20 protein-coding genes are annotated in these 23,789 nt (G+C 43.3%); 2 read left to right on the top strand and 18 right to left on the bottom strand.

Features of this window, described 5'->3' with window-relative positions; all coding sequences use genetic code 11:
* Positions 1-15 precede the first annotated feature (15 nt).
* From MHB67_RS01715 to MHB67_RS01700, 4 genes are read right to left on the bottom strand one after another with little or no spacing between them, the layout of a single operon-like run.
* Entirely contained in the window at positions 16-1,206 is a 1,191-nt protein-coding gene (locus tag MHB67_RS01715; RefSeq protein ID WP_268415553.1) for an MFS transporter, read from the bottom strand.
* Positions 1,207-1,260: 54 nt separating this feature from the next.
* Entirely contained in the window at positions 1,261-2,307 is a 1,047-nt protein-coding gene (locus MHB67_RS01710) for a Gfo/Idh/MocA family oxidoreductase (RefSeq protein WP_024424339.1), read from the bottom strand.
* Positions 2,304-3,170 carry an HAD-IIB family hydrolase gene (locus tag MHB67_RS01705; protein WP_073203693.1) on the bottom strand — a complete coding sequence of 289 codons (867 nt, stop codon included), beginning with the start codon at positions 3,168-3,170 and terminating at the stop codon, positions 2,304-2,306. The genes MHB67_RS01710 and MHB67_RS01705 overlap by 4 nt, the downstream gene beginning before the upstream one ends.
* A complete protein-coding gene (locus MHB67_RS01700) occupies positions 3,145-4,470 on the bottom strand; it encodes a DegT/DnrJ/EryC1/StrS family aminotransferase (RefSeq protein WP_341080296.1) in 1,326 nt (441 codons plus the stop codon). Before MHB67_RS01700 ends, MHB67_RS01705 begins: the two co-directional genes overlap by 26 nt.
* A 109-nt stretch (positions 4,471-4,579) precedes the next feature.
* Here MHB67_RS01700 and MHB67_RS01695 point away from each other — a divergent pair, with 109 nt between their 5' ends.
* Positions 4,580-5,569, top strand: coding sequence for a LacI family DNA-binding transcriptional regulator (locus MHB67_RS01695; RefSeq protein WP_341080294.1), 990 nt, complete (start codon positions 4,580-4,582; stop codon positions 5,567-5,569).
* A gap of 249 nt (positions 5,570-5,818) precedes the next feature.
* Here MHB67_RS01695 and MHB67_RS01690 read toward each other — a convergent pair whose 3' ends face one another.
* From MHB67_RS01690 to MHB67_RS01680, 3 genes are all read right to left on the bottom strand, one after another.
* Positions 5,819-7,441, bottom strand: coding sequence for an L-lactate permease (locus MHB67_RS01690; protein WP_103132604.1), 1,623 nt, complete (start codon positions 7,439-7,441; stop codon positions 5,819-5,821).
* A gap of 43 nt (positions 7,442-7,484) precedes the next feature.
* Positions 7,485-8,432: an L-lactate dehydrogenase gene (locus MHB67_RS01685; RefSeq protein WP_122631524.1), complete on the bottom strand. Its 948-nt coding sequence runs from the start codon at positions 8,430-8,432 to the stop codon at positions 7,485-7,487.
* Positions 8,433-8,649: 217 nt separating this feature from the next.
* Positions 8,650-10,080, bottom strand: coding sequence for a YfcC family protein (locus MHB67_RS01680; RefSeq protein ID WP_024424344.1), 1,431 nt, complete (start codon positions 10,078-10,080; stop codon positions 8,650-8,652).
* 153 nt (positions 10,081-10,233) lie between these two features.
* On the opposite strand from MHB67_RS01680, the gene MHB67_RS01675 reads away from it, so the two are divergent.
* A complete protein-coding gene (locus MHB67_RS01675; RefSeq protein WP_034623963.1) occupies positions 10,234-11,361 on the top strand; it encodes a M20 peptidase aminoacylase family protein in 1,128 nt (375 codons plus the stop codon).
* Positions 11,362-11,408: 47 nt separating this feature from the next.
* On the opposite strand, the gene MHB67_RS01670 is transcribed toward MHB67_RS01675, so the two are convergent.
* The 11 genes from MHB67_RS01670 to MHB67_RS01620 form a co-directional block, all read right to left on the bottom strand.
* A complete protein-coding gene (locus tag MHB67_RS01670; protein WP_044333557.1) occupies positions 11,409-12,131 on the bottom strand; it encodes an SDR family oxidoreductase in 723 nt (240 codons plus the stop codon).
* Positions 12,132-12,241: 110 nt separating this feature from the next.
* Positions 12,242-12,994, bottom strand: coding sequence for an alpha/beta hydrolase (locus MHB67_RS01665; RefSeq protein WP_024424346.1), 753 nt, complete (start codon positions 12,992-12,994; stop codon positions 12,242-12,244).
* A gap of 107 nt (positions 12,995-13,101) precedes the next feature.
* Positions 13,102-13,983 (bottom strand): glycine betaine ABC transporter substrate-binding protein, encoded by an 882-nt coding sequence (locus tag MHB67_RS01660; RefSeq protein ID WP_341080285.1) that lies wholly within the window; start codon positions 13,981-13,983, stop codon positions 13,102-13,104.
* A complete protein-coding gene (gene opuAB, locus MHB67_RS01655; RefSeq protein WP_024424348.1) occupies positions 13,983-14,828 on the bottom strand; it encodes a glycine/proline betaine ABC transporter permease subunit OpuAB in 846 nt (281 codons plus the stop codon). Before opuAB ends, MHB67_RS01660 begins: the two co-directional genes overlap by 1 nt.
* Before the next feature lie 10 nt (positions 14,829-14,838).
* The gene (opuAA, locus tag MHB67_RS01650; protein ID WP_024424349.1) at positions 14,839-16,104 is read right to left on the bottom strand and encodes a glycine/proline betaine ABC transporter ATP-binding protein OpuAA; all 1,266 of its coding nucleotides are present in this window, start codon (positions 16,102-16,104) and stop codon (positions 14,839-14,841) included.
* A 399-nt stretch (positions 16,105-16,503) separates the two neighbouring features.
* Entirely contained in the window at positions 16,504-17,598 is a 1,095-nt protein-coding gene (locus tag MHB67_RS01645) for a toxic anion resistance protein (protein WP_024427234.1), read from the bottom strand.
* Positions 17,599-17,612: 14 nt separating this feature from the next.
* Complete coding sequence (locus MHB67_RS01640) at positions 17,613-19,229, bottom strand: YceG family protein (RefSeq protein ID WP_342492740.1); 1,617 nt, start codon at positions 19,227-19,229, stop codon at positions 17,613-17,615.
* A gap of 70 nt (positions 19,230-19,299) precedes the next feature.
* Positions 19,300-20,115, bottom strand: a complete 816-nt coding sequence (locus MHB67_RS01635) for an HAD family hydrolase (protein ID WP_342492739.1) — start codon at positions 20,113-20,115, stop codon at positions 19,300-19,302.
* Positions 20,112-21,221 carry a cysteine protease StiP family protein gene (locus tag MHB67_RS01630; protein ID WP_342492738.1) on the bottom strand — a complete coding sequence of 370 codons (1,110 nt, stop codon included), beginning with the start codon at positions 21,219-21,221 and terminating at the stop codon, positions 20,112-20,114. The genes MHB67_RS01635 and MHB67_RS01630 overlap by 4 nt, the downstream gene beginning before the upstream one ends.
* The gene (locus MHB67_RS01625; protein WP_342492915.1) at positions 21,214-22,545 is read right to left on the bottom strand and encodes a phosphoribosyltransferase family protein; all 1,332 of its coding nucleotides are present in this window, start codon (positions 22,543-22,545) and stop codon (positions 21,214-21,216) included. Before MHB67_RS01625 ends, MHB67_RS01630 begins: the two co-directional genes overlap by 8 nt.
* Positions 22,535-23,722, bottom strand: a complete 1,188-nt coding sequence (locus tag MHB67_RS01620) for an HpcH/HpaI aldolase/citrate lyase family protein (RefSeq protein ID WP_025092779.1) — start codon at positions 23,720-23,722, stop codon at positions 22,535-22,537. Before MHB67_RS01620 ends, MHB67_RS01625 begins: the two co-directional genes overlap by 11 nt.
* Positions 23,723-23,789: the final 67 nt, after the last annotated feature.

Raw genomic sequence — 23,789 nt, 5'->3', positions numbered from 1 at the left:
ATTTCAGGTGGAGGCTTAGCGGTCTGCTTTCAGTGCTGACTGCTGCGCGTGTACCGTTTCTTTTTTCTTAGAACGATTCATTTGAATCGCAGCTGCGAACAGAAGAACAGCTAAGAAGGCAAATACAAAGACGGCACTAGCCGCTCCTGCCCATTCCAGACTAAATCCAATCAAAAAAGACAAGCAGGCTCCGCCTAAGCTCGCAGCTGCAATAAAATAACTTGTCGCCTCATCGATGGCATTTTCAATCATTAAGGCAGACGCTGTCAGTGCGATTGGGAACATGCCAGCTGCGCAAAGGCCGATGAAAAAGATGAGAATCAGCTGCGCGGTCATGTGGGTTGTCAGAGCGAATATCACAAGCAGCAAAATCATCAGTGATGCACTTAGCTTTAAAAAACGCAGCGGATGCAGCTGATCAGCTTTTCTCGCGATCACGGTTCTGCCAATGACGATCGCTGTCCAGAAAGTAGAGACTGCGAAGAGTCCCCAATTTTCTCCCCCTTTTTCCAGCATGATTGACGGCAAAAAATTCGCAAAGTTCGTTTCAATCCCTGCGTAGAAAAAGGCAAAGCAAATCATGATCACCACAATCATTCGATTATTTCGATCAACAAGTAAAGACGGTTTCCGCGTCCCCCCTGTAGAAGGAGCATCCATCTGTCCATGAGGCAGTTTGTTCATAAAAACCAGCCAGAGCATAAGGAAAAATGTCAGCGCACCCACCTGAAATAAAAACACATACTGCCATGTCTGTTCTGTGACAGTCAGCAGAATCACTAGCGGAAATAACAGCGCACCTAGTCCAAAAAAGACCTCCATAATACTGATTCGCTTTGCACTATTAGCCATCGAAATGACATACGCACCGGCTGTTGTCTCAAGACTGCCAGCGCCGCTCCCAAGAAAAAAACCTGCCAGCACAAGCGTTGTCCAGCCCGGCACCAATAGCCCCAGCAGAAGTGAGCCGATCATCAGCAAAAGACCCATCGTCAGCACAGCGCCATAGCCTTTTTTTCTCACTAGAATGGGGGATAACAGAACACCAGTCAAAAAACCAATAAACTGAAAAAAAATTAAAGATGATAATTCCCCGGGGCCTTTATCGTAACTAGACAGCAAATAAGGTGTTAAGCTGCCAAAAAACACATGAATGGTCCCAATAAAAAAATAAAAGACACAGCCAAAATAAAATACCTTTTTCATCTTTTCACTTCCTCTAAAAAGGAGCGGAGTCATGATATCCTCCGCTCCACCTCTTTAATATGCCTGGGCAGAGACGACTGCCTCTTCCCTTTCAAAGCATGTATTGAGCGCAGCCTGAGCGCGATAACCATCTTCAAAATCAGCGACCTTCATATGAGATGGGTATGGATCAGTATTCACCCAATGCATCAACTGATCGCGGAATGTATCGGACCATCCGTAAAATTCATTTGGCGGATCTGTCAGCAAAGTTTGCGGCATTTGATGACGCTCCACACACAATCCATCACTGATCTCATATTCGTTTTTCATGTTCGTATGGTATTTGAATACCTTGTCATGACCAACGACTTCTACACTAAATCCACATTCCTCAGGCTGCGTGCTTTTGGATGTCACCAAATGAAAGAACACTTGATTCTCCATCTGCCCGAAAATTTCGGTATGATCATCCACCTGAACCTTTTTCTCTTCTTTTTCCTTTACATGTGTCAGCATCTTGGTGTTAAGTGATTCTTTCTTCATTTCACTGCCAAATAAGTACCACAGCATATCAATCAAATGAATGCCAAGATCCCCTAGTGCACCGCTCGTACGCAGACTTTCGCCGCTGTCTCTCCATGAAAAAGTCTTTCTTCTAAGGGCACTGTTTTTCTTAAAATGAGTTCTGACGGTTAAAATGCGGCCTAATTCACCGTTGGCAATCAAGTTTTTCAATATATTCACAAAGGATAAATAACGATAGTTAAAGCCCATACTGGCTTGAACTTGGAACTGTTTGGCTGTCTCCACCATTTCCTTCGCTTCCTTCAGCGACACAGCCATTGGTTTTTCACATAAAATCGGCTGTCCTGCTCTTAGCGACTGAAGGGCATGGTCCTTGTGACAAAAATTAGGGGATGCAATGATCAATCCATCAGATGCATCTGCCAGTGTCTCGATACTTGAATACACACGTCCGCCGTACTGTTTAATGAATCCCTGTGCGACCGACTCATGCAAATCATAGACACCGGATAATTCTGCACCTTTGATCGTTGATAATGCTCTTGCATGTGCTTTTGCAATATTCCCTGCTCCAACAATTCCAATTTTCTTCATGAATGTGCCTCCTCATGTTTATACATCACTGTTTTCAGTGTTTCATAGATTCCTTTTGCATACCCATGATGACAAATTTGGTGATGGTGCCGTTTGGCTTCGGCTGTCGCATTTTGGACAAGGAAACCGTGTGTGACGGATTGAAGCATCCGCAAATCGTTCCCGCTATCACCAAAGGCAAAGCCTTGATCTTTCGATAAATCATATTGGTTCAGCATAAAACGGACAATTTCATCCTTCCCTGTTCCGACTGGTAAAAAGTCGACATCATAGCAATCCGCAGGATCTCCTGCAAGCGGGTTGCATTTGTTGATGTTGACTGCCACGCCTCGCTCTTTAGCCAGTGTTTGGATAAATGATAGATGATGAAGATCTGTCCGTTCATCCTGCTCCTGATAATAGAAATTCTTCTTATACCCTGAACTGCCCAGCTGCGTTTGCGGTCTAAGGGAAATGCCCTTTTCTCGGATGGTTTCCAGGATGTCTTCGATTTTTTCATCTGAAAAGCCCTGTGCATCCAGCCGCTTCATCCACTCTGCATCTGGCTGTCCAAAATGAGCATCCGACGTATATACAATCTCAGTCCCTAAGTTCGACGCAATGAAATGCGGGAATTGATGAAACCCGCCTTTTTCCATTTTGCTCGTGACAGAATCGAGGCTGCTTCCCGTCACCCAGCCCAGCAAGAGCTGTCCCGCTTCACTCTTTTCTGCTACAAAGGCTTCCAGCCGCTTGACATCCTCTCTCTGCTCCTCTGTCATTCCATGAGAATAATACGTTTCATCAAAATCACAGAAGACGATCCACTGCGGATTCTTCGGCAGATTCAGCAGTTTTTTATTGAATGGAAGACTTGATAACATGATGAACCCCCTCGATGACCTTCTCCTGATCTTGCAGCGGCATTCCTGGATAAAGCGGCAAGTGAAGTAATTGCTGCGCTGCTTTTTCCGTGTGTGGAAGTGTCGTTTGTCTATATTTTTGAGAAACAAGATTTGTTTGATGCTGATGCGATAGAACCGGGTAATAGACATCCGTCTCTATGCCCATTTCCAGCAATTTCGCTGCCAGTTCATCTCGTTCTCCCTTCAGCACTCTAATCGGGAATAGATGCCATACATGATCATCTGTCAGCGTCGGGAGCTTCATATATCCTTCATTCTCAAGCGTTTGCAGCTGGTCAATGTATCGCTTGGCTAAGTAAAAACGTTTGAAATTTTGCAGTCCTAAATACTTCATTCGTTCGAGTCCAATCGCTGCCTGCAAATTATCAATTTTCGAATTAAAGCCGTAGTCACTGCGTTTGACATTTTTCTTTCCAGCTGCAAAGCCGTGATAGCTGATCTCCATGCATTTTTCCGCTAAGGCCTCATCATTTGTAGCTATGGCTCCTGCCTTTCCGCAGACCCCAAGGTTTTTGTATGGATTAAAGCTGAGAACAAGTCCATCTCCATAAGCGCCAAGGCCGCTGCTGCCAATCGCCTGGCAGCCGTCTTCAATGATTTTCAGCCCATGCTGTTTCGCAATCGCCGAAATCTCCTTCATATCCGCTTGCTTTCCATATAAATGAACCGGTAGAATGCATACCGTTTTATCTGTGATATGCTTCTCTATTTCACTCGGTGAGAGGCAGTAGGTTTCAGGATCAATATCGGTATATACCGGAACAGCCCCAATGGCAAGCACTGCATTTTCTGTTGCAGCAAAGCTATTGGCCGGCAAAATCACCTCGTCTCCTGGATAGACGCCTGCTGATATGAGACTGATCATCAATGCATCTGTTCCACTTGACGTGGCAATGACATATTTTTTCCCTAAGTACTCAGCAATCGCCTTTTCAAATGTCGGAATATATGGCCCTGAAGTAAAACGGCCAGAGCTCAATACTTCCTTCAGCACCAGCATAATATCATCGATTTCATCTTCTGAAATCAGTTTGTCAACTGGCAGAAACGGTATCTTTTTTTCCTTATTTTGTTTATAATGGAAGAGAATTTTTTCCAAACCTGTGCGCTCTATATCTTGCTCAAGGAACGTCACCAGCTTTTCATTTGCTAGATGCTTTTCAACTGAATCAGCCTTTACTTGAACACCTTGATTGATCATATCTAGCAAAGGAAGATAATCCTTGCTTTTACCTGATATCTTCGTCAATATTTGCATTCCATTCCCTCCAATTAATCAATTCCTTTTGTTAATATTTAACTTGTTTCACATTGTAAATGATGTTATCGATTTCAGAACAATAACTTTGTGTAAAGGATTTGTTAATATGTGTACAATTTATGAAATTGCTAAACGCTGCGGGGTTTCAACCACCACCGTTTCTAGAGTGCTAAACCATCACCCATATGTGTCAGAAGAAAAGCGGCAGCTCATTTTACAGGTGATGAAAGAAATGGAATATACACCGAGTTCAGCAGCCCGCACACTAAGGTCACATCAGACAAAAACCATTGCTGTGTCTGTTCCAGCTGTGGACCATCCTTTTTTTGCACAATTGATTAAAGGCATTTCAAAGGAAGCACTGGATCAAGGATATAAAGCCATCGTGCTCCAGACGTTTTATCAAGAAGCATTAGAGCTTGAAGGGCTTCAATTATTAAAAAGAAAAGAAGTAGATGGGTTTATATTGGGTGCGTTAGAAAATACGTGGGAGGAAATTGAGCCATTTTTAACGAACGGCCCCATTGTCATGGCAAATGAATATCACCAAACAGCAAACATCCCGATTATTGGATACGATGAACGGGAAGCCGCCTATAAAGCGGTGGACTATTTGATTCGGTCGGGGCGAAAATCGATTGGGTTTTGCTTTGATACAGAAAGCAGTGAAGCGCAGAAACAAAGGAAACAGGGATATCTTGATGCACTCTCAGCTCACGGTTTGCCGCTGCAGGATGATTGGCTGTTTGGAGAGGCTTTTACCATTGAAGACGGCTTTCGCTTAATGGAGGTCATCCATCATATGAAGGAAGCGCCTGATGCCATTTTCACCGGCAATGATCAAGTCGCAGCAGGACTCATTAAACAGGCTATTTCATACGGCTATCAAATCCCCGGGGATCTAGCGGTCATCGGCTATGACAACCAAGACATTTGTGAGGTGACAGCTCCAACGATCACCACAATTGACATACCGATCGTAGAGCTTGGCCAGCGGTCTGTACAGCAAATGATCGCACTCCTGCAAGATCAAAAACCATTACAGCGCGAACATATCCAGCTGCCTACCCGGCTCGTGACAAGAGAATCTACATAAAGAAAAAGACTGAGAGAGATCTCAGTCCTTCAGATTGTTGACAAAGGGCTAAAATGATCTTTATTTTAGCCCTTTGTCTTCTTTTCAGCGTGATAGAAAACCTTTGCAGTCTAGGAAGGACGAGCACCTGAGCGGAGCGAATTGAAACATTCGTGAGCACTGGAGCGCAGACCTGACAAAGAATGCGAGGGTTTGTCTACACGCTGAGACTGAGAGAGATCTCAGTCTTTTTTATACCTATCTATCAACCTATACAAATTGAGCGAGAATGAATGTCCATATACATACAATACCGAGCAAGATGAAGCTGTACTTCACGGTCTTTTTGAAGAGCTCAGATTCTTTCCCTGTTTCTCCAACAGCTGCTGTAGCGATAGCGATTGATTGTGGAGAAATTAATTTCGCCATCACACCACCGGTCGTATTCGCCCCAATTAACAAACCTGCCTGTGAACCGATTTGAGAAGCAGTGACCGCTTGAAGGTTACCGAATAAGGCGTTGTTACTCACGACAGACCCCGTAATAAACACGCCGATCCAGCCAAGCACCGGGCTGACAAGCGGGAACAAATCGCCCGTTTTGGCAAGAGCAAGTCCAATCGCTGAACTTAGTCCAGCAAAGTTCGCAAGGTTGGCAAAGCCCATAACAAAACAAATAGTAAGAACAGGAACCCAAAGCTCTTTCACCGCTGCTTTTAAGCAGACAGCGCCTTCTGTTAATGTAATATGTCTGCTAAACAGCCCTGTCAGCATCACCGCAATCAGAATGGCAGTACCCGTGGCACTGATGACATCAATTTTAAAGATCGCATCAATAGGTGTTTCCGTTTGTGCAATTGGTGGTAATTTCACAATTTGCTGATGTAAAAATGGCATTTTCACTAAAATGGTCGTCCAGTTAAGCGGTCCTCCTACAGCAAACAATGCTTTAAATGCCGGCAGACTCCATACCGTAATAACAGCAGTTAAAATATAGAACGGAGACCATGCTTTCAGTATTTCAACGCCGCGATACGTTTGTTTCTGTTCAATATCTGGCGCTCCTTCTTCACGATAAATGTGTTTTGGCTGCCATTTCCGAAGAAATAAAGCCAAAACTCCCATACTTGCTAAGGCAGAAATAATATTGGCAAGCTCAGGACCCATCGTCACCATTGTGACAGCTTGCAAAATGGCATAGGTACCACTCACAACAAGTAAGGCTGGCAGAGTTTCTTTGATTCCTTTCAATCCATCTACAATCAGAATAAGGAGAAACGGAATACAGAATGAAATAAACGGGATCGTATATACAAGGGTTTGAGATAACGCAAGCGGCGTCATATTGCCCATTTGCGCCCCTGTAATCACTGGAATGCCTACAGCACCAAATGCACCAGACGCAGCATTGGCAATTAAGCAGAGCATCGCAGCTTTCAGCGGTTTAAACCCAAGCTCTGTTAAGAGAGCGGCACTGATCGCAATCGGTACACCAAACCCAGCAGCGCCCTCTAAAAATGCGTTAAAACTAAAACCAATTAATAAGAGCTGAAGACGTTGATCTTGAGAGATTCCTGCAATACTAGATCGAATGACATCGAACTTACCAGATTTCACGGCAATTTTATAGAGCCATACCGCCATGATGACGATATATCCAATCGGCCACAGCCCATTAGATATACCGAGCAGCACAGCAGATAATGCTTTTTCAACTGGCATATGAAAGAAGAAAACAGCTGTTACAAAACTGACGATTAAGGTAAAACAAGCGGCTAAAACACCTTTTAGCTTAAAAACGGTTAATGCAAGAAGGAAAAACAAGATTGGGAGCATTGCCACCAATGCACTGACGAATTCATTACCAAACGGATCATATATTTGCTGCCACATAGTGATTCATCCTTTTCTGCTCAGATAGGTTGCTTTTGATTGATTAAAAATGAGGAGCCAAAATCTCTTTTAACACATTTACACTGTGTGCAAATTTTTCTTTCTCCGTATCATCCAGAGCAAGCTCCATCACTTCTGTTGCACCATTTCGATTCACAAGGGCTGGTACACCAATGTAGACATCTTCTGCTCCGTACTCTCCATCTAAGTAAGTGCTGACAGTTAAAATGCTGTTTTCATTGTGCAGGATCGCTCTTGTAATGCGGGCTAAACTCATTGCTACGCCGTAATAAGTGGCGCCTTTTTTCTCAATGATTTGGTAAGCGGCATGACGAACATTTTCCATGATTTCATCTAAGTCTTCTTGTTTGTATTGCTCATTTCTCTTCATTAATTCTGTAATTGGTACACTTCCGATATTCGCATGACTCCAAACAGCAAGCTCTGTATCTCCATGCTCGCCTATGATGTAAGCATGCACGTTGTGTGCCGCTGCTTCAAAATACTCACTAAGCATGTATCTAAATCTTGCCGTATCAAGCGTCGTACCACTGCCAATCACTCGTTCTTTTGGAAGACCACTGAATTTCCAAGTCGCATATGTCAAAATATCCACTGGGTTTGTGGCAACTAAGAAAATACCATCAAATCCACTTTTCATTACGTTTTCTACAATGCCTTTAAATATATTTAAATTTTTCTCAACAAGGTCAAGTCTTGTTTCACCTGGCTTTTGGTTTGCACCAGCACAGATACAGACGATATCTGCATCCTTACAATCCTCATAATCTCCATACCATGTATTCACAGGATGCGGGGCAAATGCTTTTCCATGGTTTAAATCCATCACGTCACCCATTGCTTTGTCTTGATTCAAATCGATGACAACCAATTCATCTGTGATTGCTTGATTTATTAATGTAAAGGCATAACTGCTGCCGACGAAACCTGCTCCAATAAGGGCTACTTTGTTTACTTTTTCGTTTGTCATTTATCTCATCCTCCTGAGTAAAACTAGGCTGCTTTTCTTATGTGAAGTATTTCACATTCTTATTGTGCAACACTTCACAAACTTTTGCAAGGGGACTGCTCAAAAAAAATATGTAGCGAATTTGTGAACACATTTATTGTGCTTTCAAAGCGCTGGCTCCATACATATTTCCACAAGAAAAAAGCTGCCAAACGCTCGTCGGCAGCTTCCTACATATTTAATAAGGTCCCCAGTTGATCATGACCCCGATACAAATAAATACAAGACCGATGACAAACCAAATAAGGGCAAGCGGCACCATAAAACGCAGCCACTTTACATAAGGTATACCACTTGCAGCAAGCACAGCCATCAATACACCAGAAGTCGGATTGATACAGTTGACTACCCCTTCGCCAAGCATCACTGCTTCTACAGCTACCTGTCTTGTGATACCCATTAAATCAGCGAGCGGCGCAAGAATCGGGATAAAGACAACAGCTTCTCCTGATCCTGATGAAATCAAAAAGTGAAGAAGCGCACTCGCAATATACATCCCGATCGCACCAGCGATTGGACTAAAGCCTGTCAGCATACTCGCCAAGCCATTAACCACTGTATCAAGCAGCTTCCCGTTTTCTAAAATGACCGAAATACAGCGTGCCATCCCAACAATAAGTGCGCCGTATACAAGGCTTTGGCACCCGATAATAAACGTTTTCGCAATATCATTCGCCGCTAAACCGCCGAGCAGTCCAGCAGCGATAGCCATAAAAATGAACACACCCGCCATTTCCTTATCGGTCCAGCCAAGCTGAAGTGCGCCATATAAGAAACCTCCAAGTGACAATCCGCACACTGCTAAAATCAGCTTATGTCTGCCAGTAAATGCAGGCTTGTCCACAGATTCCGCATCGGCTCCGCCAAGCCCCTTAGCAGGAAACCATTGATCGCCAAGAATGCTTCCCTTTTCTTTATTCTTCAGACGTCTTGTATATAAATAGATGTACACAATACTAGAAATAAGAAAACAAAGATAAATAATGACACGCAGGCCAATGCCGGAAAAGATCGGCAGCTCTGCAATCGTTTGTGATAAACCTAATGGAGATGGAGATAAAATCGTTGCGTTAAATCCTGCATAACAGCCGATGTATATGACAGCAGCTCCTGCCACAGCATCCCATTTCAAGGATCGTGCTACAATGATGCCGATTGGAATAAACCCAATGACAGAGTTCACGACAATTCCGGTCGTTCCAAGGACTGAAAATAATCCCCCAACAATACAAATAAACAATAATTGCTTCGTTTGAAACCGGCTGATGACATGGTGAATCATCCCGTTAATAGCACCTGTCTTCTCCAGAATGGCAATGGTTCCGCCCGTAAATAGAATCAGAAAAATAATAGAAGAGGACCCTACCATTCCTTCTTGTATCGCTGTAAAAAAGCCAACTGGACTTACTGGTGATTGATCAATACGGTGATAGCTGCCAGGAACGGCTGTTGTGATCTCCCCAGATGTCTTTCGGTCAAACTCACCCGCTGGTACAAAATACGTTGCTATTGTACAAATCAGTGCAATCATAAATAAGAGAACATACGCATCTGGCATTTGAAGTTTTCGTTTTTGTTTCTCTGGTGCTGATACTGTCGCTGTTTTCATGTGTCAAAACCCCTTTGTCCCGATCGGAATTTCACTTAATTTTCAGAATAATCAAATGATGTGTTATATTATAAACACTGTTGATATTTAAGATCAATATTATTTCACTAAAATAATGTTTTGGCAGATTATCTGTCAGCAAGGAGGCTTCTCATGACAACTTTGACAAACGAAATGAAACAAACCGTGACAGACATCTTTGAACACTTGCATGCCCACCCAGAAATCAGCTGGGAAGAAACAGAAACGACCGCTTATATTGAAGATATATTGAAAAAATTGGGCTGCAAAACTCAAACATTTGACGACTGTACAGGGGTGATCGGTGAAATTGGAGAAGGCGCACCAGTGGTCGCTGTGAGAGCTGATATTGATGCACTTTGGCAGGAAGTAGATGGTGAGTTTCAAGCCAATCATTCATGTGGCCACGATGCACACATGACAATGGCTCTTGGCACCTTCATGGCATTAAAGGAAAAAGAACGACCGAACGGCACGATCCGTTTCATCTTTCAGCCTGCTGAGGAAAGAGGCGGCGGTGCGCTGAAAATGATTGAAAAAGGTGTGCTCGCAGATGTCGATTACTTATATGGCGTACATGTGCGCCCAATTCAAGAAACATTAAACGGACGCTGCGCTCCTGCTATTTTGCACGGATCAAGTAATCATTACGTCGGCACCATTATTGGCGAGGAAGCGCACGGCGCACGCCCACATCTTGGCGTCAACGTAATAGAAGTGGCTTCAACTCTAGTGCAGAGACTCGCGCATATCCATGTCGATCCAAGAGTCGCGCATTCTGTCAAAATGACCAATTTACATGCTGGCGGGGGCAGCTCAAACATCATCCCAGGGAAAGCTTCTTTTACATTAGATGTAAGGGCGCAAACAAACGAAGTAATGGATGAGCTAGAAAAAGAAATTGAAAGAGCGGTTCATTCTGTAGCGGATGCCTTTGGCGCTTCCATTACACTTTCAACAGACCATCGTCTGCCTGCCGCCACCTTAAATGAGGAAGCTGTCCAGATCATGTCTCATGCAATTGAACAGGTTTTAGGTAAAGAGCAGCTTGATCCCCCGATTGTCACAACAGGTGGAGAGGACTTTCACTTTTATGCAGCAAAGCTTCCGCATATCAAATCCACGATGCTCGGTTTAGGCTGTGATTTAAAGCCTGGTCTTCATCATCCGTATATGACCTTCGACCGCTCTGCAATCTTTACCGGCATTGAGATTTTGACCGAAGCTGTCTATCAAACACTCCAGCAGCATTCATCATAAATGAAAAAGCCACCCGCCTTCTCATCAAGCGGGTGGTCTGCTTTATATTATGCATTCAGATCTGCCATGGCTGGAACGTTGATTTCTTTTACGCAAGATACCCTTGATAAATGAATCACACATCTCGCAAGCTCCACAATATCCTGGACAGGGATTCTCGTTTCATCATATAGAGTGATGGCCTTTTCGGCTCCATCCTCATACGGAACCTCCGCCGCCAGCTCTCCTGGATTGATACAGGTGACGGATATTTTATCTTTCCTCACATGCTCTCTCAGTGCATTCACAATTCCGCGCAGGCCAAATTTAGATGCAACAAACGAGACTTGCGGCAGGTTTGTATGGTCGAGTCCAGCCGTTGAGCCAATCACGATGATTTTCCCATTCTCTGATTTCCTTACGTGCGGAAGCAGTGCCTGGATGTATGTAATGGTTGAGGTGACATTCACATTGATTAAATGTGCAATATCCTCTGGCTGATCGTGATCAAAGGAATAATCGCCTTCAAAGCCTCGTTTTTCCCATAAACCGACGTTATAGATGAGTACATCAATCGTCTGGTTCTCAAGGGCTTCAAGCATATAAGGGATATGCGTTCGGCTTGATAAGTCGATTTTCAGCCAAATTCTATGTACACCGTCATCTATGCTCAAACTGCTTGGTTCACTACGCGACACAATCCAAACTGTATCTCCACTTGAAGGGAGACCCTTTACAAAAGCATCTCCTAATCCTTGACTTGCACCGAATATGATATAGTTTTTACTCATAGCTCCTCCTTCTATGGCACACATACTGTAAGCGTTTTATACCTATATCATACAGATTCAAAGAGACCGGCGCCCCTTTTATGCTCGTCTTCACTTATTGATTGGCGCGGCTACTGGATTTCCTTTAATTCGACTGGTAATGCACGTGCCTCTATAAAGCATTTGATCATTTCTGTAAAAAGTTCTTTCTTCTCAAAAGTAAATGTATGTCCAATACCGGGAACGATGAAGCCTGTTGCCTTCGGATGTGAATTCGTTATTTTTTTTGCTGACCGTTTCATAATGCCTTTTTCTTTTTCTCCCACTGTGACAAGAATGCGTGCCTTCGCTTGTTGAAACGTGTCAGGGAGCTTGTAATGAAGGTTTTCTTGAAACATCGTAAGAAGGGTTTTCTTTTGCAGATGTTTCGATTCCGCCGCATAATGATGCAGTACATGTTGCGAGAGCCCCATCTTTTCAGCTTGGAGCTGGATAAACCAATCTTTCTTTAATAATGGATACGTCAGTGGCAAGAGGGGTCTCACCATGAAATGGAGCCATGGCAAAGGCATCACAAGGGCACTATTGATGACGGCTATGTCTACGATATCTGGCTCTCTTGATAACACATCAACTGCAATCTGCGCACCTAAAGAAAATCCAATCAGAATCACTTGACGCCCATTCGCATTTTCCTTGATCCATGAGATGACTTCACGGGTGCTTTCATTCATTGAAAATATCTGTTCTTTTGCTCTTGTCCCGTGTCCAATGAGATCAGGAGCAAAGCATTCATACGTGTCCTTCAATATTTCAACCTGCTCCTGCCACATCCAGCTGCTTACTCCTCCACCATGCAGAAAAATCATGATTGACTTATCCATCGTCCGACAACTCCATCCTTCTATATAAGAAAAAAGCAGCCGCTTTTTGAGCAGACTGCTTTTTCAACATGCTCCCTTCTATTATAAGGGAACCACTATATCATTGACTATTTTTTCAAATCTTCAATGGAGTTTACGTTCTTCATATATTTCGGAACAACTAGCCCCATTCGAAGACCTTTCATACTTGTACCAAGGTCATCATATTTCCCTTTAAACTTCGCTGCATACGTTTTATGCGTATTTGGCAGCCAAGCGGATAATGATGCATCCGCACTTCCGGTTGCAATTGCTGTCCACATTGGACCTGCTTCAACCTGAGTCAAAGTCACCGTAAACCCGAGTTCACGCAATACTTCTGCCGCAACATTGGTACTTGCAATCTCACTATCCCATGCAACATAGGCCAGATTGACTTTTCCACCATTCGACTTTTTCACGCCTTTTGTCCATTTCGCTACTTGGTCTTTATGTTTTTTCACATATTTTAAGGCGGCATCCTTTGGTTTCACACCATCTTGGATATCAATCATGACTTCGCCCATGTCATCTTGAGACCATTTAAACTGACTAAGCATTTTGGCTGCTTCCGGCTGATCCTTTGCAAAGCCTTTACGTGAAATCGTATGAATTTCTTCCGCTTCACCGTAAGATTTTTTTGGATCATCTAAATATTTTAAATCATAGCGGGAAAACATCCAGTGTGGATTCCATCCAGTGATGATGATTGGCTTTTTACGGTCGTAAGATTTTTTAAGCGTTGCCGTCATGGCTGCACTTGATGCAGACACAACCGTCCAATCCTCTAAGCCGTAATCCTTTTTCGCTTGATCTGTCAGTGCCATAATCCCTGAACCAGGATCGATTCCGATAATGGTTTTATTCACCTGCTGTGCGGCACTCGCATTTGAATCTGTCTGCGCACCGCAAGCGGCTAGTAAAAAGACAAGCAGGGCGGTCATCCCAATGTAGAGAGACTTTTTCCACATTAAGCATTCCCCCTGGATTTTTTCGTTTTAATGTTTTGTGTAATACGGTCAAGTGTAATCGCCACAATCACAATGGCAATACCTGCTTCAAAACCAATACCTGTTTTCAGCTGCGTTACCGCACTATATACTTCTGAACCAAGTCCTGGTGCACCTACCATTGCCGCAATGACGACCATTGATAGAGCCAGCATGATACTTTGGTTAATACCAGCTAAGATGGTTTTTGTTGCAAGTGGAAGCTGAACTTTGAATAAACGCTGGAATGTCGTTGAACCAAATGCTTCGGTAGCTTCAATTAAATCAGCTGGTACTTGTTTAATACCGAGAATGGTCATACGAATCGTTGGCGGCATGGAGAAAATAACCGATGCCACAACCCCAGGAACAACCCCAATATTAAAGAAGAAGATCGCTGGTAATAGATAAACGAATGCAGGCATTGTCTGCATTAAATCTAAAATAGGTGTCACAATTTTACGCACAGTTTCCTTCTGTGATGCCCAAATACCGATCGGAACCCCGATCACAATGGAAATGACCACAGCGGTCAAAACGAGTGCAAGTGTTTGAAGCATTGGATGCCAGTAGCCTAAATAGTCGATCAGTAAAAATCCAATAAGTGTGAAAAGAGCAACTCCTCTTGTACTAATCCACCAGGCAATGCCGGCAAAGATAAGGGTTAAAATAATGGATGGAATGACGCCAAGTGCTGCCACAATCCCATTTACTGTTCCTGCTAATCCATTTGTGATGCCATCAAAGAAACCACCAAACGTTAATGTTAACCAGTCAACAAATTGATCGATATATTCCGCAAACGGAATTCTAGGTAAATCACTCATACTAAACATCTTATTCTACCTCCTGTGCAGAAGGCTCTTGTGCTTTAATTTCCTCTAGCTTGTTAGAAGACATGTTGATATACTCATCATTTCCTGATAATGCACCAATCAATGCACCTCTGACCACAATGCCCTTCATTCTGTTTTTCTCATCGACAACGGCAATCGGAATATTCGCATCAGACACCGCATCAAAGATCTCTGTCAAATACGTAGATTCCAACACTGTCGTAAATTCTTTATCGAGAACCGTTTCAAGTGACGCTCCCGTTTCTGCTGCCTTTTTCGCTGCTTGGGCAGAAATGACACCTAATAAATGCTTTTTCTTATCTACTGCATAGATAGACGAAATCCCAAGGTTTTTCATGAGCGTAAGCGCAACACGTGCCCCTTTATCGATCTGAACTGTTTCTGCACGTTTCATAATATGACCAGCGGTTAATACTTTAGAAAGGTCAACATCTTCAACGAAGCGTTCAACATATTCATTCGATGGGTTCATCAGAATTTCTTCTGGTGTTCCGATTTGAACGATATTTCCATCCTTCATGAGGACAATGCGGTCACCAATACGAAGCGCCTCATCTAAATCATGGGTAATGAAAATGATCGTTTTTCCTACAGATGTATGAAGCTCAAGCAATTCATCCTGCATATCTTTACGAATTAATGGATCTAGTGCGCTGAATGCTTCATCCATTAATAAAATGTCAGGGTCATTTGCTAACGCACGTGCCAATCCAACACGCTGCTGCATACCACCACTTAATTGATTTGGATATTGCTCTTCAAAGCCTTCAAGTCCAACAAGCTTTAAAGATTCAAGCGCTTTTGGTCTGCGCTCTTCTTTATCGACACCTTGCAATTCAAGACCATACTCAGTGTTCTCAAGAATTGTACGGTGCGGGAACAATGCGAAGTTTTGGAAAACCATGCTGATCTTTTTCCGTCTGACTTCACGCAATTGATCCTTTGACATATTTGTTATCATATCCCCATCAATATATATTTCACCGGAGGTTGGTTCGATTAACCTGTTTAGCATCCGCACAAGTGTGGACTTTCCGCTCCCTGATAGCCCCATGATGACAAATATCTCGCCGTCATACACATCAAAATTTGCTCGATTGACACCAACTGTTGCGCCGGTCTCTTTTAGGATCTCTCTTTTTGTTTTCCCTTTTTCAAGCATTTGAGATGCTTTTTTAGCATTTTTACCGAAAATTTTAGATACATTATTTATCTTGATTTTGATATTTCTCTCTTCAGAATTCATATTTTCCCTCCAAATTAGCATCTTTATAACCGTAACATAAGCGTTATGATGCGAACAATCTTTAGAATTCGCTTATTTCCCCACAATATGTATGAATTCCATATAGAGGTCTGGTCATTAGAGTTTATACGCCGTATTACTCGTAAATCCTATAGAATGCTTCATAAACTACATATTTTACGGGGTATTTCCTCTCATCAGACAATATTTTACTGGAAATTCCTAATTGTGCTAAAAAATAAGTCGAATCCTCGTCATAGCGGTTTTTTGAATCATGGGCGAACCATTCCCCTTAACAGGATTTACCCGAAAATGGTCACATAAAAACCTTTTTCCTCAAATTTTATTTAAATTCATAAAAAAACTGCCTGCAACTTTAGTTACAGACAGCTTGTTTTTTTAGGACTCTAGGGCAGCCCGCTTAATATTATCTTGAAGCTCAAGCATACGTTTTGTTCCATCTTCGCGTAATCGCTTGTTCTCTTCTTCGATCTGTTTCGTCTCTTTCATCCCTTGTACAATTGTATTAAAGGAAGATTCGATCGTTTCAATGTCGATGCTTGGACGGCCAGATAATTTGGCAATCTCCACACTTTGACTTGAAATGTTTTCAGCATTTCGTTTCAGCATTTCATTTGTTCTTCTATCCAGCTCACTCATAGAATCAGCCACAAGCTTTTGTCTCTTCGCTGTAACAGCTTGAATGATCCCATTTTTGAAAATTGGAATCGTGATGATGAAGGCAGAGTTGATTTTACCGATTAATTTCGTATTCCCACGCTGAAGCAAACGGATTTGCGGTGCTGTTTGAAGCGCCACCATTCGTGCCATATCAAGGTCATACACACGCTCTTCAAGCGCTTGAATGCCATTACGAAGCGTATCAAGCTCCATTTGTGCCAGCTGGTTTCCACTAGCTGCTTTTTCTTCATATGAAGGAACCAATTGTTTTAATTCTTCGATTTTCATTTGACCGGCTACGACATACTTTTCCAGCTCCAAATAGTATTGAATGTTATGCTCATACATTTCTTCAAGCGTCACAGTCGATTTGGTCATTTCATCTTTATATTTACTAATTTCCACATTAATTTTTTCAATTTCTGCACCGAGCGTTTGATATTTACTAAAAATCTTTTCGATCATGCTGCCGCCGCGCTTAAAGATTTTTGACAACAAACCACCCTTCGGTTCGTCAAAATCATTTTTATCAAAACGATCCATAATCTTACCAAGCTGCGTCAGCATTGTTCCTGAGTCAGTGACACTTGTTGAACGCATCATTGAAAGGATACGATCAGAGAACTTAGAGATTTCAACGGCCGGCTGTTTTCCGTATTCAAGCAATTCCAGCTGATTTTTCGCATCGATCTGTCTCGCAATATTTTGCACTTCTGGTTCATTTCGAAGCTGAACGCGAATATCGTCTGCTTTCTCAATTGTGATTTCCTCTTTATCAATTGAAATGATGTCATTTCCGTTTGTATTTGTCATAAGCTTTGATCTCCTTATCGGTTTTTAATGGATTGAAATAACTTTCTAACGATGGACGGCTCTTTAAACTCCTGGTTCATGACCATCTCATCAAGCCAATGGGTATCAAATAATTGGTCATCGATATACCGTTCGATACACTGATATCCCGCTGGATGATATACGAAGAGATCCACACCCATTTCATTTAGGAAAATCAGGGCGGCCGCATCAGAACGAGTCAGCTCCTCATTATATTCCGTATGGTATAAAATCACTTTCGGTACGGTTTGTGCGTAATCAAAGGTTTGAATCAGTTCAATGAGATCCTGGCTTAAATGCAGAACCTGCTTGAATAAATAAATACGGACATCTAATTCGGTCTCATTGCCTTCTTTTAATAGCTTCGGATGCTGACAGATTCGAGATATCGCCTCTGCTATCGCACGCTGCGTGCCCTCATATAGATGAGAAAACTGCCACACATTGCTTTTCATTAATAAGTCAGGATCAATCTCTCCATTAGAAGAAAGTGCATGCTGATAATGAAATTGATAATTCGATGTCACTTCTTTCGTAAAAGGAAAATGGCGAATGGTCTTCGTCTCTTTCCCCTCCATTAACGTGTGAATGCGATCCCAGTATTCACGTTTGTCTCGTGTGACACCCATCATTTTCGCAAAAAGATTCGGAATCTGTATCGTGTCCCGGTCTGCTTTGAAATTCGGGCGGATAAAGGATCGTTCCTTTGCAATTAAAAACAGCTCATCATACGTGGTCTTCAGCGTAATAGAATGAGGAGTATGATCTCTGAATTGCCACGGCTTATACAGCATTGAATCTTCCGTGTGAAGCACCTCTTCAAGCTCTCTTGTCGAGCGGTACGCCACCGTTGATTTCCTCTCAGGCTTTTCAGTAGGGAACGGCTCAAGCTTTGAAGTCCCCGGGTACTGATCAATAAAAGTCAGCTTTTCTTCTGGATCTAATTCGCGGAACGAATCCTTGCCTTCTGGATGAAATAGGACAACATCACAGCCAACCAGCATGACGTAGTAAAGAAAATAAAGCTGACTTTTATTCGCCTCTCCATACCAAATGACAGCCGGCATTTTTTCTTCGATATTGACTTCCTTCAGCCATGGACCTAGATGATTATTTGAAAACTTCACGACATCCAGCAGGACCCGGCGGAAATCAGGATGCTGAAATCCACCCTCGTGCAGCTGCTTGAAATGCTCAAATACCTTGATCAATGAAAGACGGATATGCCGGTTCATCACAGGGTTTGGATGGCGTACAATCAGCTGTTCACCATCCAAAAAAGCCACAAAGCGATTCACGGACAATCCCTTTTCTTCTTGGTTAATCAAATGAATACGCTGCAGCGCTTGAAAATGCTCCGGCTCAATATGACGATTGAGTGTTTCACTTAAAATATGCATGCCGTCTGTTTCGTATAATTCATGTAAATAAATAAAATAATCGGTTGCATCATGCGGAGTTCCAAGGACCCGGGCGGCGAGACGCGGCAAGGACAACGTATGCTCGTCCTTTATATAACCGTCTCTTTCAGGGAGCGGCTTTTTCAGCACATTTTTCCAGGCTTCCTGCTCCGCCCGTGTATGGGTGACATTGATTTCTTTATAACTCACGCCGCTCCTTCCTTTCTCCTATATTTTCTCGAAAGCTACTACTATCATATCATTCAGCCTTCTACTTCTGCTATCGAATCGAAGGCTTTTTTGCGTTCATCATCTGCTCGATGACACAAGCGGTGATTTCATCCGCTGCGGCCATGCCAGATGCTGCTGTCGGCTCAAGTTCTGGGGCAAAGCCGAGAACTTCTCCATGTCTTGGGGCAAAACCCATATCTGATTGACGAATGAGCCCTGCATCTAACAGAGAATCACCCGCACCATAGACGTATTCAAGCTGCAGCCTGTCCTTTAGAAAAGCAACAGCATCCCACTTATTAAGCGGCTGTGGAATAAAATAAAGCTTCCGTCCCTGAAGAGAAACCTGCCAGCCTCTCTCCTCACCCCACACCTTCAATTCAGCAAGCGGGATGTGAGATAGATACTCCTCTTTCATAATTAAATAAAGGAATCTTCCCTCTGCTGTACGGGTACGCTTCACCCATGCCGCAACCGGAAGTTCCGAGATCGCCCTCAGCATCTCTCTGACTGGCATACACTCCCTAAGTCTCTCATCAACAATGGCCTGCCAATCCTCAAGCGGCTTGCCATGATGAAGAATACAGCCCCCATTTGTTGTGACAGCATACTCCGGTTTAAGCTCTTGCTCAAAGAAGGTGATTCGTTCATACTGTGCGGTTGTTCTTGTCGTCACTGGAATGAACCAGCCTGATTGATGAATCGTCTGCAAAGATTTTTTCGTTTTAACAGACATATAGGAAAGCGGCCGTTCGTCCAGCACCTCAACTAAATCATACTCTCCTTCATACGCATACTGGTCAAGCACTCGATGTGAGTAAATCAGCGTCCTGTCTAAATCACTGGCAAATGCAAATGTCTTCATGACGTTTGCTCCAGCGGACGAATTAACCCGCAGCACGTGTAAGACATATTGGCATATTCAATGACAGGAACACCTCTGTCCTCTGCCAAAAGCAAGATATGCTTCAGCTTCTCCTGAGATCCAGGCTGAATCAAGATTTTCCAAGGGATTCTTCTAAGCAGCACGCGGGTCGTTTCACCAACACCCGGCTTAATCAAGTGGGTATTTTCAATTTGAAACTCCTGACCGATTGCTTCAATGGATGCCATTCCCCGCCAATCTGCCGGTGCTCCTTGCGTAAGTATGGTTTCTGCTTTCTCTTGTACATTTGGTCCGAGGCTGGAAAATGCTTCTTCAATTGTATCCACATATAGATTGGACACATCTTCATCAAGTAGCTCTTTATAATACTTTGCCCCATGGAAATCATCGGCATTAATCCAGCGGTTGTTTAATACCGTACGACTGACAAGCCCTGATACTGTCGAATTCAGGCAGGCACTTGGAATGAGAAAGTCCTCCCTCGTTCCGTATACATGTGTACAATAGCCGGGGTCTGCCAGCACAGCCAGCTCACTCGAGAGACGCACACCATACTTTTTTTCAAAATCAAGAACAGCTTTTTGGAGCTCTTTCGAAATCGCCCCTTTTCCAGTCCATCCATCGATAAAAGCAATTTCAAAACCTGGATGTTCTTTCAGCATATAATGCAGTGCATTCTCGTCTATTCCGCGGTCGCGAATAATAGAGATGCTGTAATGAGGCAGATCGACACCATACGTCTTTCGAATATATCGTTTGATCAGCACCCCGATCGGTGTCCCCGCACGCGCCAAACTGCAAAGCACGGTTTGGAAGCCTCGCTTCTTCACAATCTGTTCTGCTACAACAGCTACTGCTTCTGCTACCTTTTCCTTACTTTCTTCAAGAGATTGATAGAATAAAGTCATATAAGATGCCGTTGGTTTGTACTCAATTGGCAGCATTTCTGAATAATGCGCACCGCTCTGAATCGAACGCTCCCGCTCTTCTGTACTTTTCTCCATCTCAATAGAGGATAAATCTTTGAGTAAGAAGGTTACATCCTGCTCTGGATAGCTCCCCATCTTTGTATACACATTAGCCATTCACCTTCACCTCGTCTGATAAAGTCACAATATGCACATGCTTCACATGCCGCTCAGCAAATAAGTGAACAAGCGGAAGCAATGCCTCCTGAGAGACCTTTTTCTCAAAAAAGAGAAATACATCATCATATTCACCTTTTGGAATGTTGTACACGTAGTGCTGAATTCGGGCATCCTCTGGATTCATAAAGGTAAACCCATTTTGGACAGCGTATCCATCCTTTTCGACTGGGTGAATAGGGCTTCTCGTTGTTGAATGAAAGAGAACGCCTTCCCCCATGTGTGCAGACAGTCTCATCGGGACATACATCAGCTCACCTGTCCCTAAGCAGAGTGTTTGTTTTCCTTTGCGTTCCTGCCGCAGCCTCAATCCCGCTTCAGCAGCTGCTTGGTCGAGCGCTTCCGTATCTGCTGCGTTTAAACCAAAACGACCCGTTTCATGTATATATGGCGAATGACCAGCCGAATTTGCTGCATGAGAAAGTGAATAGGACACTTGCTTAAAGAAAGGTTGAAGAGAGTGAAAAGAGAGACTTGGCTGCTTCTCTTGCTCCGCAATCTCATACGAATAAGCTGGCTCATCGAGCGTTTTGCCTCGAAAAATCATCTGCCCTTTTAATAAAGACAATGATGTGATGTGAATTCCAAGCTCCTCTTCAAGCTGGCACATGGCTATCTCATGCTCCTCCGTCCGCCAGTCCAAAATGGAAAGAATGGTATAAGAATGCCTTGGATACTTTGCATGAAGGTCACGAATGATGTTGATATTGGTACGACCTGTTGTGACTTCATCATCTACTAACACGATGGGGCGGTCTGTGCGAAGGAATGCTTCGTCTGCATAACAAAGCTGATCTGTTGCATGCGAATGTTCTTCTTCAAATACCAATGACGGGTCAAGATCCAGCAGCTGTTCACGTGTCGTATGAATGTATGATGCGCCTTCTATCACATCATACACACCATGTCCAAGGGCTGTTGCCGTTTCCGCAAAGCCGATGACGACAGGCTCATTGCCTACTGAAAGCTTTTCTTCTTTGAGTGTTTCATAGGCTGCCGTTAACACCGTGTGATCATTCGTCTTGAGTGCCTCTACAAGAAGATCTTGGTGCGGGGGCATCTTTCCAGTTTGCTCTTTGGCATATGCCATCGCTAAAAGACCCGAGACAAGGAGCGGTTTTACTGGATGAACAGGAATATGCTTTCCAAGCACCTTACTCACGAATAAAAAGGCTCTTTTTTTGTTCACCCTTGCCGCCATCTCAAAAAGATGCTCTTTTTCAAGCTGGAGCGCACCTTCTTTGAGGTCAAGCTCAACCTCCATATGTTCCAAGATGTTCAGCGTATGCCGCTTCTGATTCTGTGAGTATGTCGATATAGCTTCTATTTTCATGAAACACCCCGTAAATGTCTGACTTCATTAAAATGTGCTCTGCCCACCTGTAATGCGGCTTTGTTTCATTCATCTTATTAGAGAAAGCACTCTTCATCACGCCAACTGTGCCGTCGGCATGTTCCAGAATGCTTAAAGCATCCAAGTACTCTTCCTTTGTCACAACGTACATGCTTTGCACTGGCTTGAGATGTGTTGGATGGATCACTGTCTTTCCATGTATGCCGTTGGCTACATCGAGTCTTGTCTCTTTGAGTAAACCTTGTACGTCATCGAATTCAGATAAGGACAGCTCACCTCCCTTAGAAAGCGCACGGATGAATGGTTTTTGTTCCTTTCGTGCAGGACCAAAATGCTCCCATACAGCACCTGATACAACAAAGGAACGACCAAAATAATTGATAATATCTGTGATCAAATCAGCAATCAATCTGATTTCATAGATGGTGGTGTCGCGATCACGGCGAATGCCATATAAGCCGCAAAGATCCGTTGCCCCAATACGAATATTCAAAATATATTCTTCATCATTCAGCATGATCTGCTTTAACTTAGACAGCACCGTATATCTTGTTTCTTTTTCTAATAAATCGGGTGTTTCCAAAATGGGCATACCGTACAGCGTTGTCTTCGTTTGTGCGGACGCCTGTTTCAAGCTGTCCAAATAATCCTTCGCATTATGAATAGAACACTTTGGAAATACAAAACCCGTCAATAAACGAAGAGATGGACCAAGCAAATCTGCCATTTTGAGCAGCTGCTTCGGCGAACGAACCCGAATAAATAAAAGCGGCATTTGTTCAGCCATTTCAGGTGTATGCGTTAATTTGTCCGACAGTTTGGCGAGTTGTACCACTAGATTCTGTTCAGCCATTTCCACTTCTTGATCACCGATGGCATCCTCTAAACAAAATACAACAGAGCAAAGCGCTTCATATTTCTGCGACAGCAGCATGTCTGCTATATCCTGTCTTGTCGCAGGCATATACAAAGTAGCACCTAATGCATGCGCAAGTACGTGCCTTGGCGTCATCAAATGCATCGCCCCCGGCCGTTTGAAAAAAATATCGTGCTGCCTCGCCTCTGATAAAAACTGAAAATACCGCATGCTGTGCCACCTCCTGTTGTTGAGAGAAAATCGAACAAATGACTTGATGATTCAAAAAAGGATGGAG

The sequence above is a fragment of the Bacillus sp. FSL H8-0516 genome (assembly GCF_038635285.1).
Taxonomy (GTDB): domain Bacteria; phylum Bacillota; class Bacilli; order Bacillales; family Bacillaceae; genus Bacillus; species Bacillus safensis.
The sequence above is the reverse complement of the archived record's forward strand: the minus strand, read 5'-3'. Positions and strand labels throughout refer to the sequence as shown.

Bases quoted from the DNA above. Each gene is read 5' to 3' on its own strand.
- MHB67_RS01715 (WP_268415553.1), bottom strand. From the start codon at position 1,206: ATGAAAAAGGTATTTTATTTTGGCTGTGTCTTTTATTTTTTTATTGGG.
- MHB67_RS01710 (WP_024424339.1), bottom strand. From the start codon at position 2,307: ATGAAGAAAATTGGAATTGTTGGAGCAGGGAATATTGCAAAAGCACAT.
- MHB67_RS01705 (WP_073203693.1), bottom strand. From the start codon at position 3,170: ATGTTATCAAGTCTTCCATTCAATAAAAAACTGCTGAATCTGCCGAAG.
- MHB67_RS01700 (WP_341080296.1), bottom strand. From the start codon at position 4,470: ATGCAAATATTGACGAAGATATCAGGTAAAAGCAAGGATTATCTTCCT.
- MHB67_RS01695 (WP_341080294.1), top strand. From the start codon at position 4,580: ATGTGTACAATTTATGAAATTGCTAAACGCTGCGGGGTTTCAACCACC.
- MHB67_RS01690 (WP_103132604.1), bottom strand. From the start codon at position 7,441: ATGTGGCAGCAAATATATGATCCGTTTGGTAATGAATTCGTCAGTGCA.
- MHB67_RS01685 (WP_122631524.1), bottom strand. From the start codon at position 8,432: ATGACAAACGAAAAAGTAAACAAAGTAGCCCTTATTGGAGCAGGTTTC.
- MHB67_RS01680 (WP_024424344.1), bottom strand. From the start codon at position 10,080: ATGAAAACAGCGACAGTATCAGCACCAGAGAAACAAAAACGAAAACTT.
- MHB67_RS01675 (WP_034623963.1), top strand. From the start codon at position 10,234: ATGACAACTTTGACAAACGAAATGAAACAAACCGTGACAGACATCTTT.
- MHB67_RS01670 (WP_044333557.1), bottom strand. From the start codon at position 12,131: ATGAGTAAAAACTATATCATATTCGGTGCAAGTCAAGGATTAGGAGAT.
- MHB67_RS01665 (WP_024424346.1), bottom strand. From the start codon at position 12,994: ATGGATAAGTCAATCATGATTTTTCTGCATGGTGGAGGAGTAAGCAGC.
- MHB67_RS01660 (WP_341080285.1), bottom strand. From the start codon at position 13,983: ATGTGGAAAAAGTCTCTCTACATTGGGATGACCGCCCTGCTTGTCTTT.
- opuAB (WP_024424348.1), bottom strand. From the start codon at position 14,828: ATGAGTGATTTACCTAGAATTCCGTTTGCGGAATATATCGATCAATTT.
- opuAA (WP_024424349.1), bottom strand. From the start codon at position 16,104: ATGAATTCTGAAGAGAGAAATATCAAAATCAAGATAAATAATGTATCT.
- MHB67_RS01645 (WP_024427234.1), bottom strand. From the start codon at position 17,598: ATGACAAATACAAACGGAAATGACATCATTTCAATTGATAAAGAGGAA.
- MHB67_RS01635 (WP_342492739.1), bottom strand. From the start codon at position 20,115: ATGAAGACATTTGCATTTGCCAGTGATTTAGACAGGACGCTGATTTAC.
- MHB67_RS01630 (WP_342492738.1), bottom strand. From the start codon at position 21,221: ATGGCTAATGTGTATACAAAGATGGGGAGCTATCCAGAGCAGGATGTA.
- MHB67_RS01625 (WP_342492915.1), bottom strand. From the start codon at position 22,545: ATGGAGGTTGAGCTTGACCTCAAAGAAGGTGCGCTCCAGCTTGAAAAA.
- MHB67_RS01620 (WP_025092779.1), bottom strand. From the start codon at position 23,722: ATGCGGTATTTTCAGTTTTTATCAGAGGCGAGGCAGCACGATATTTTT.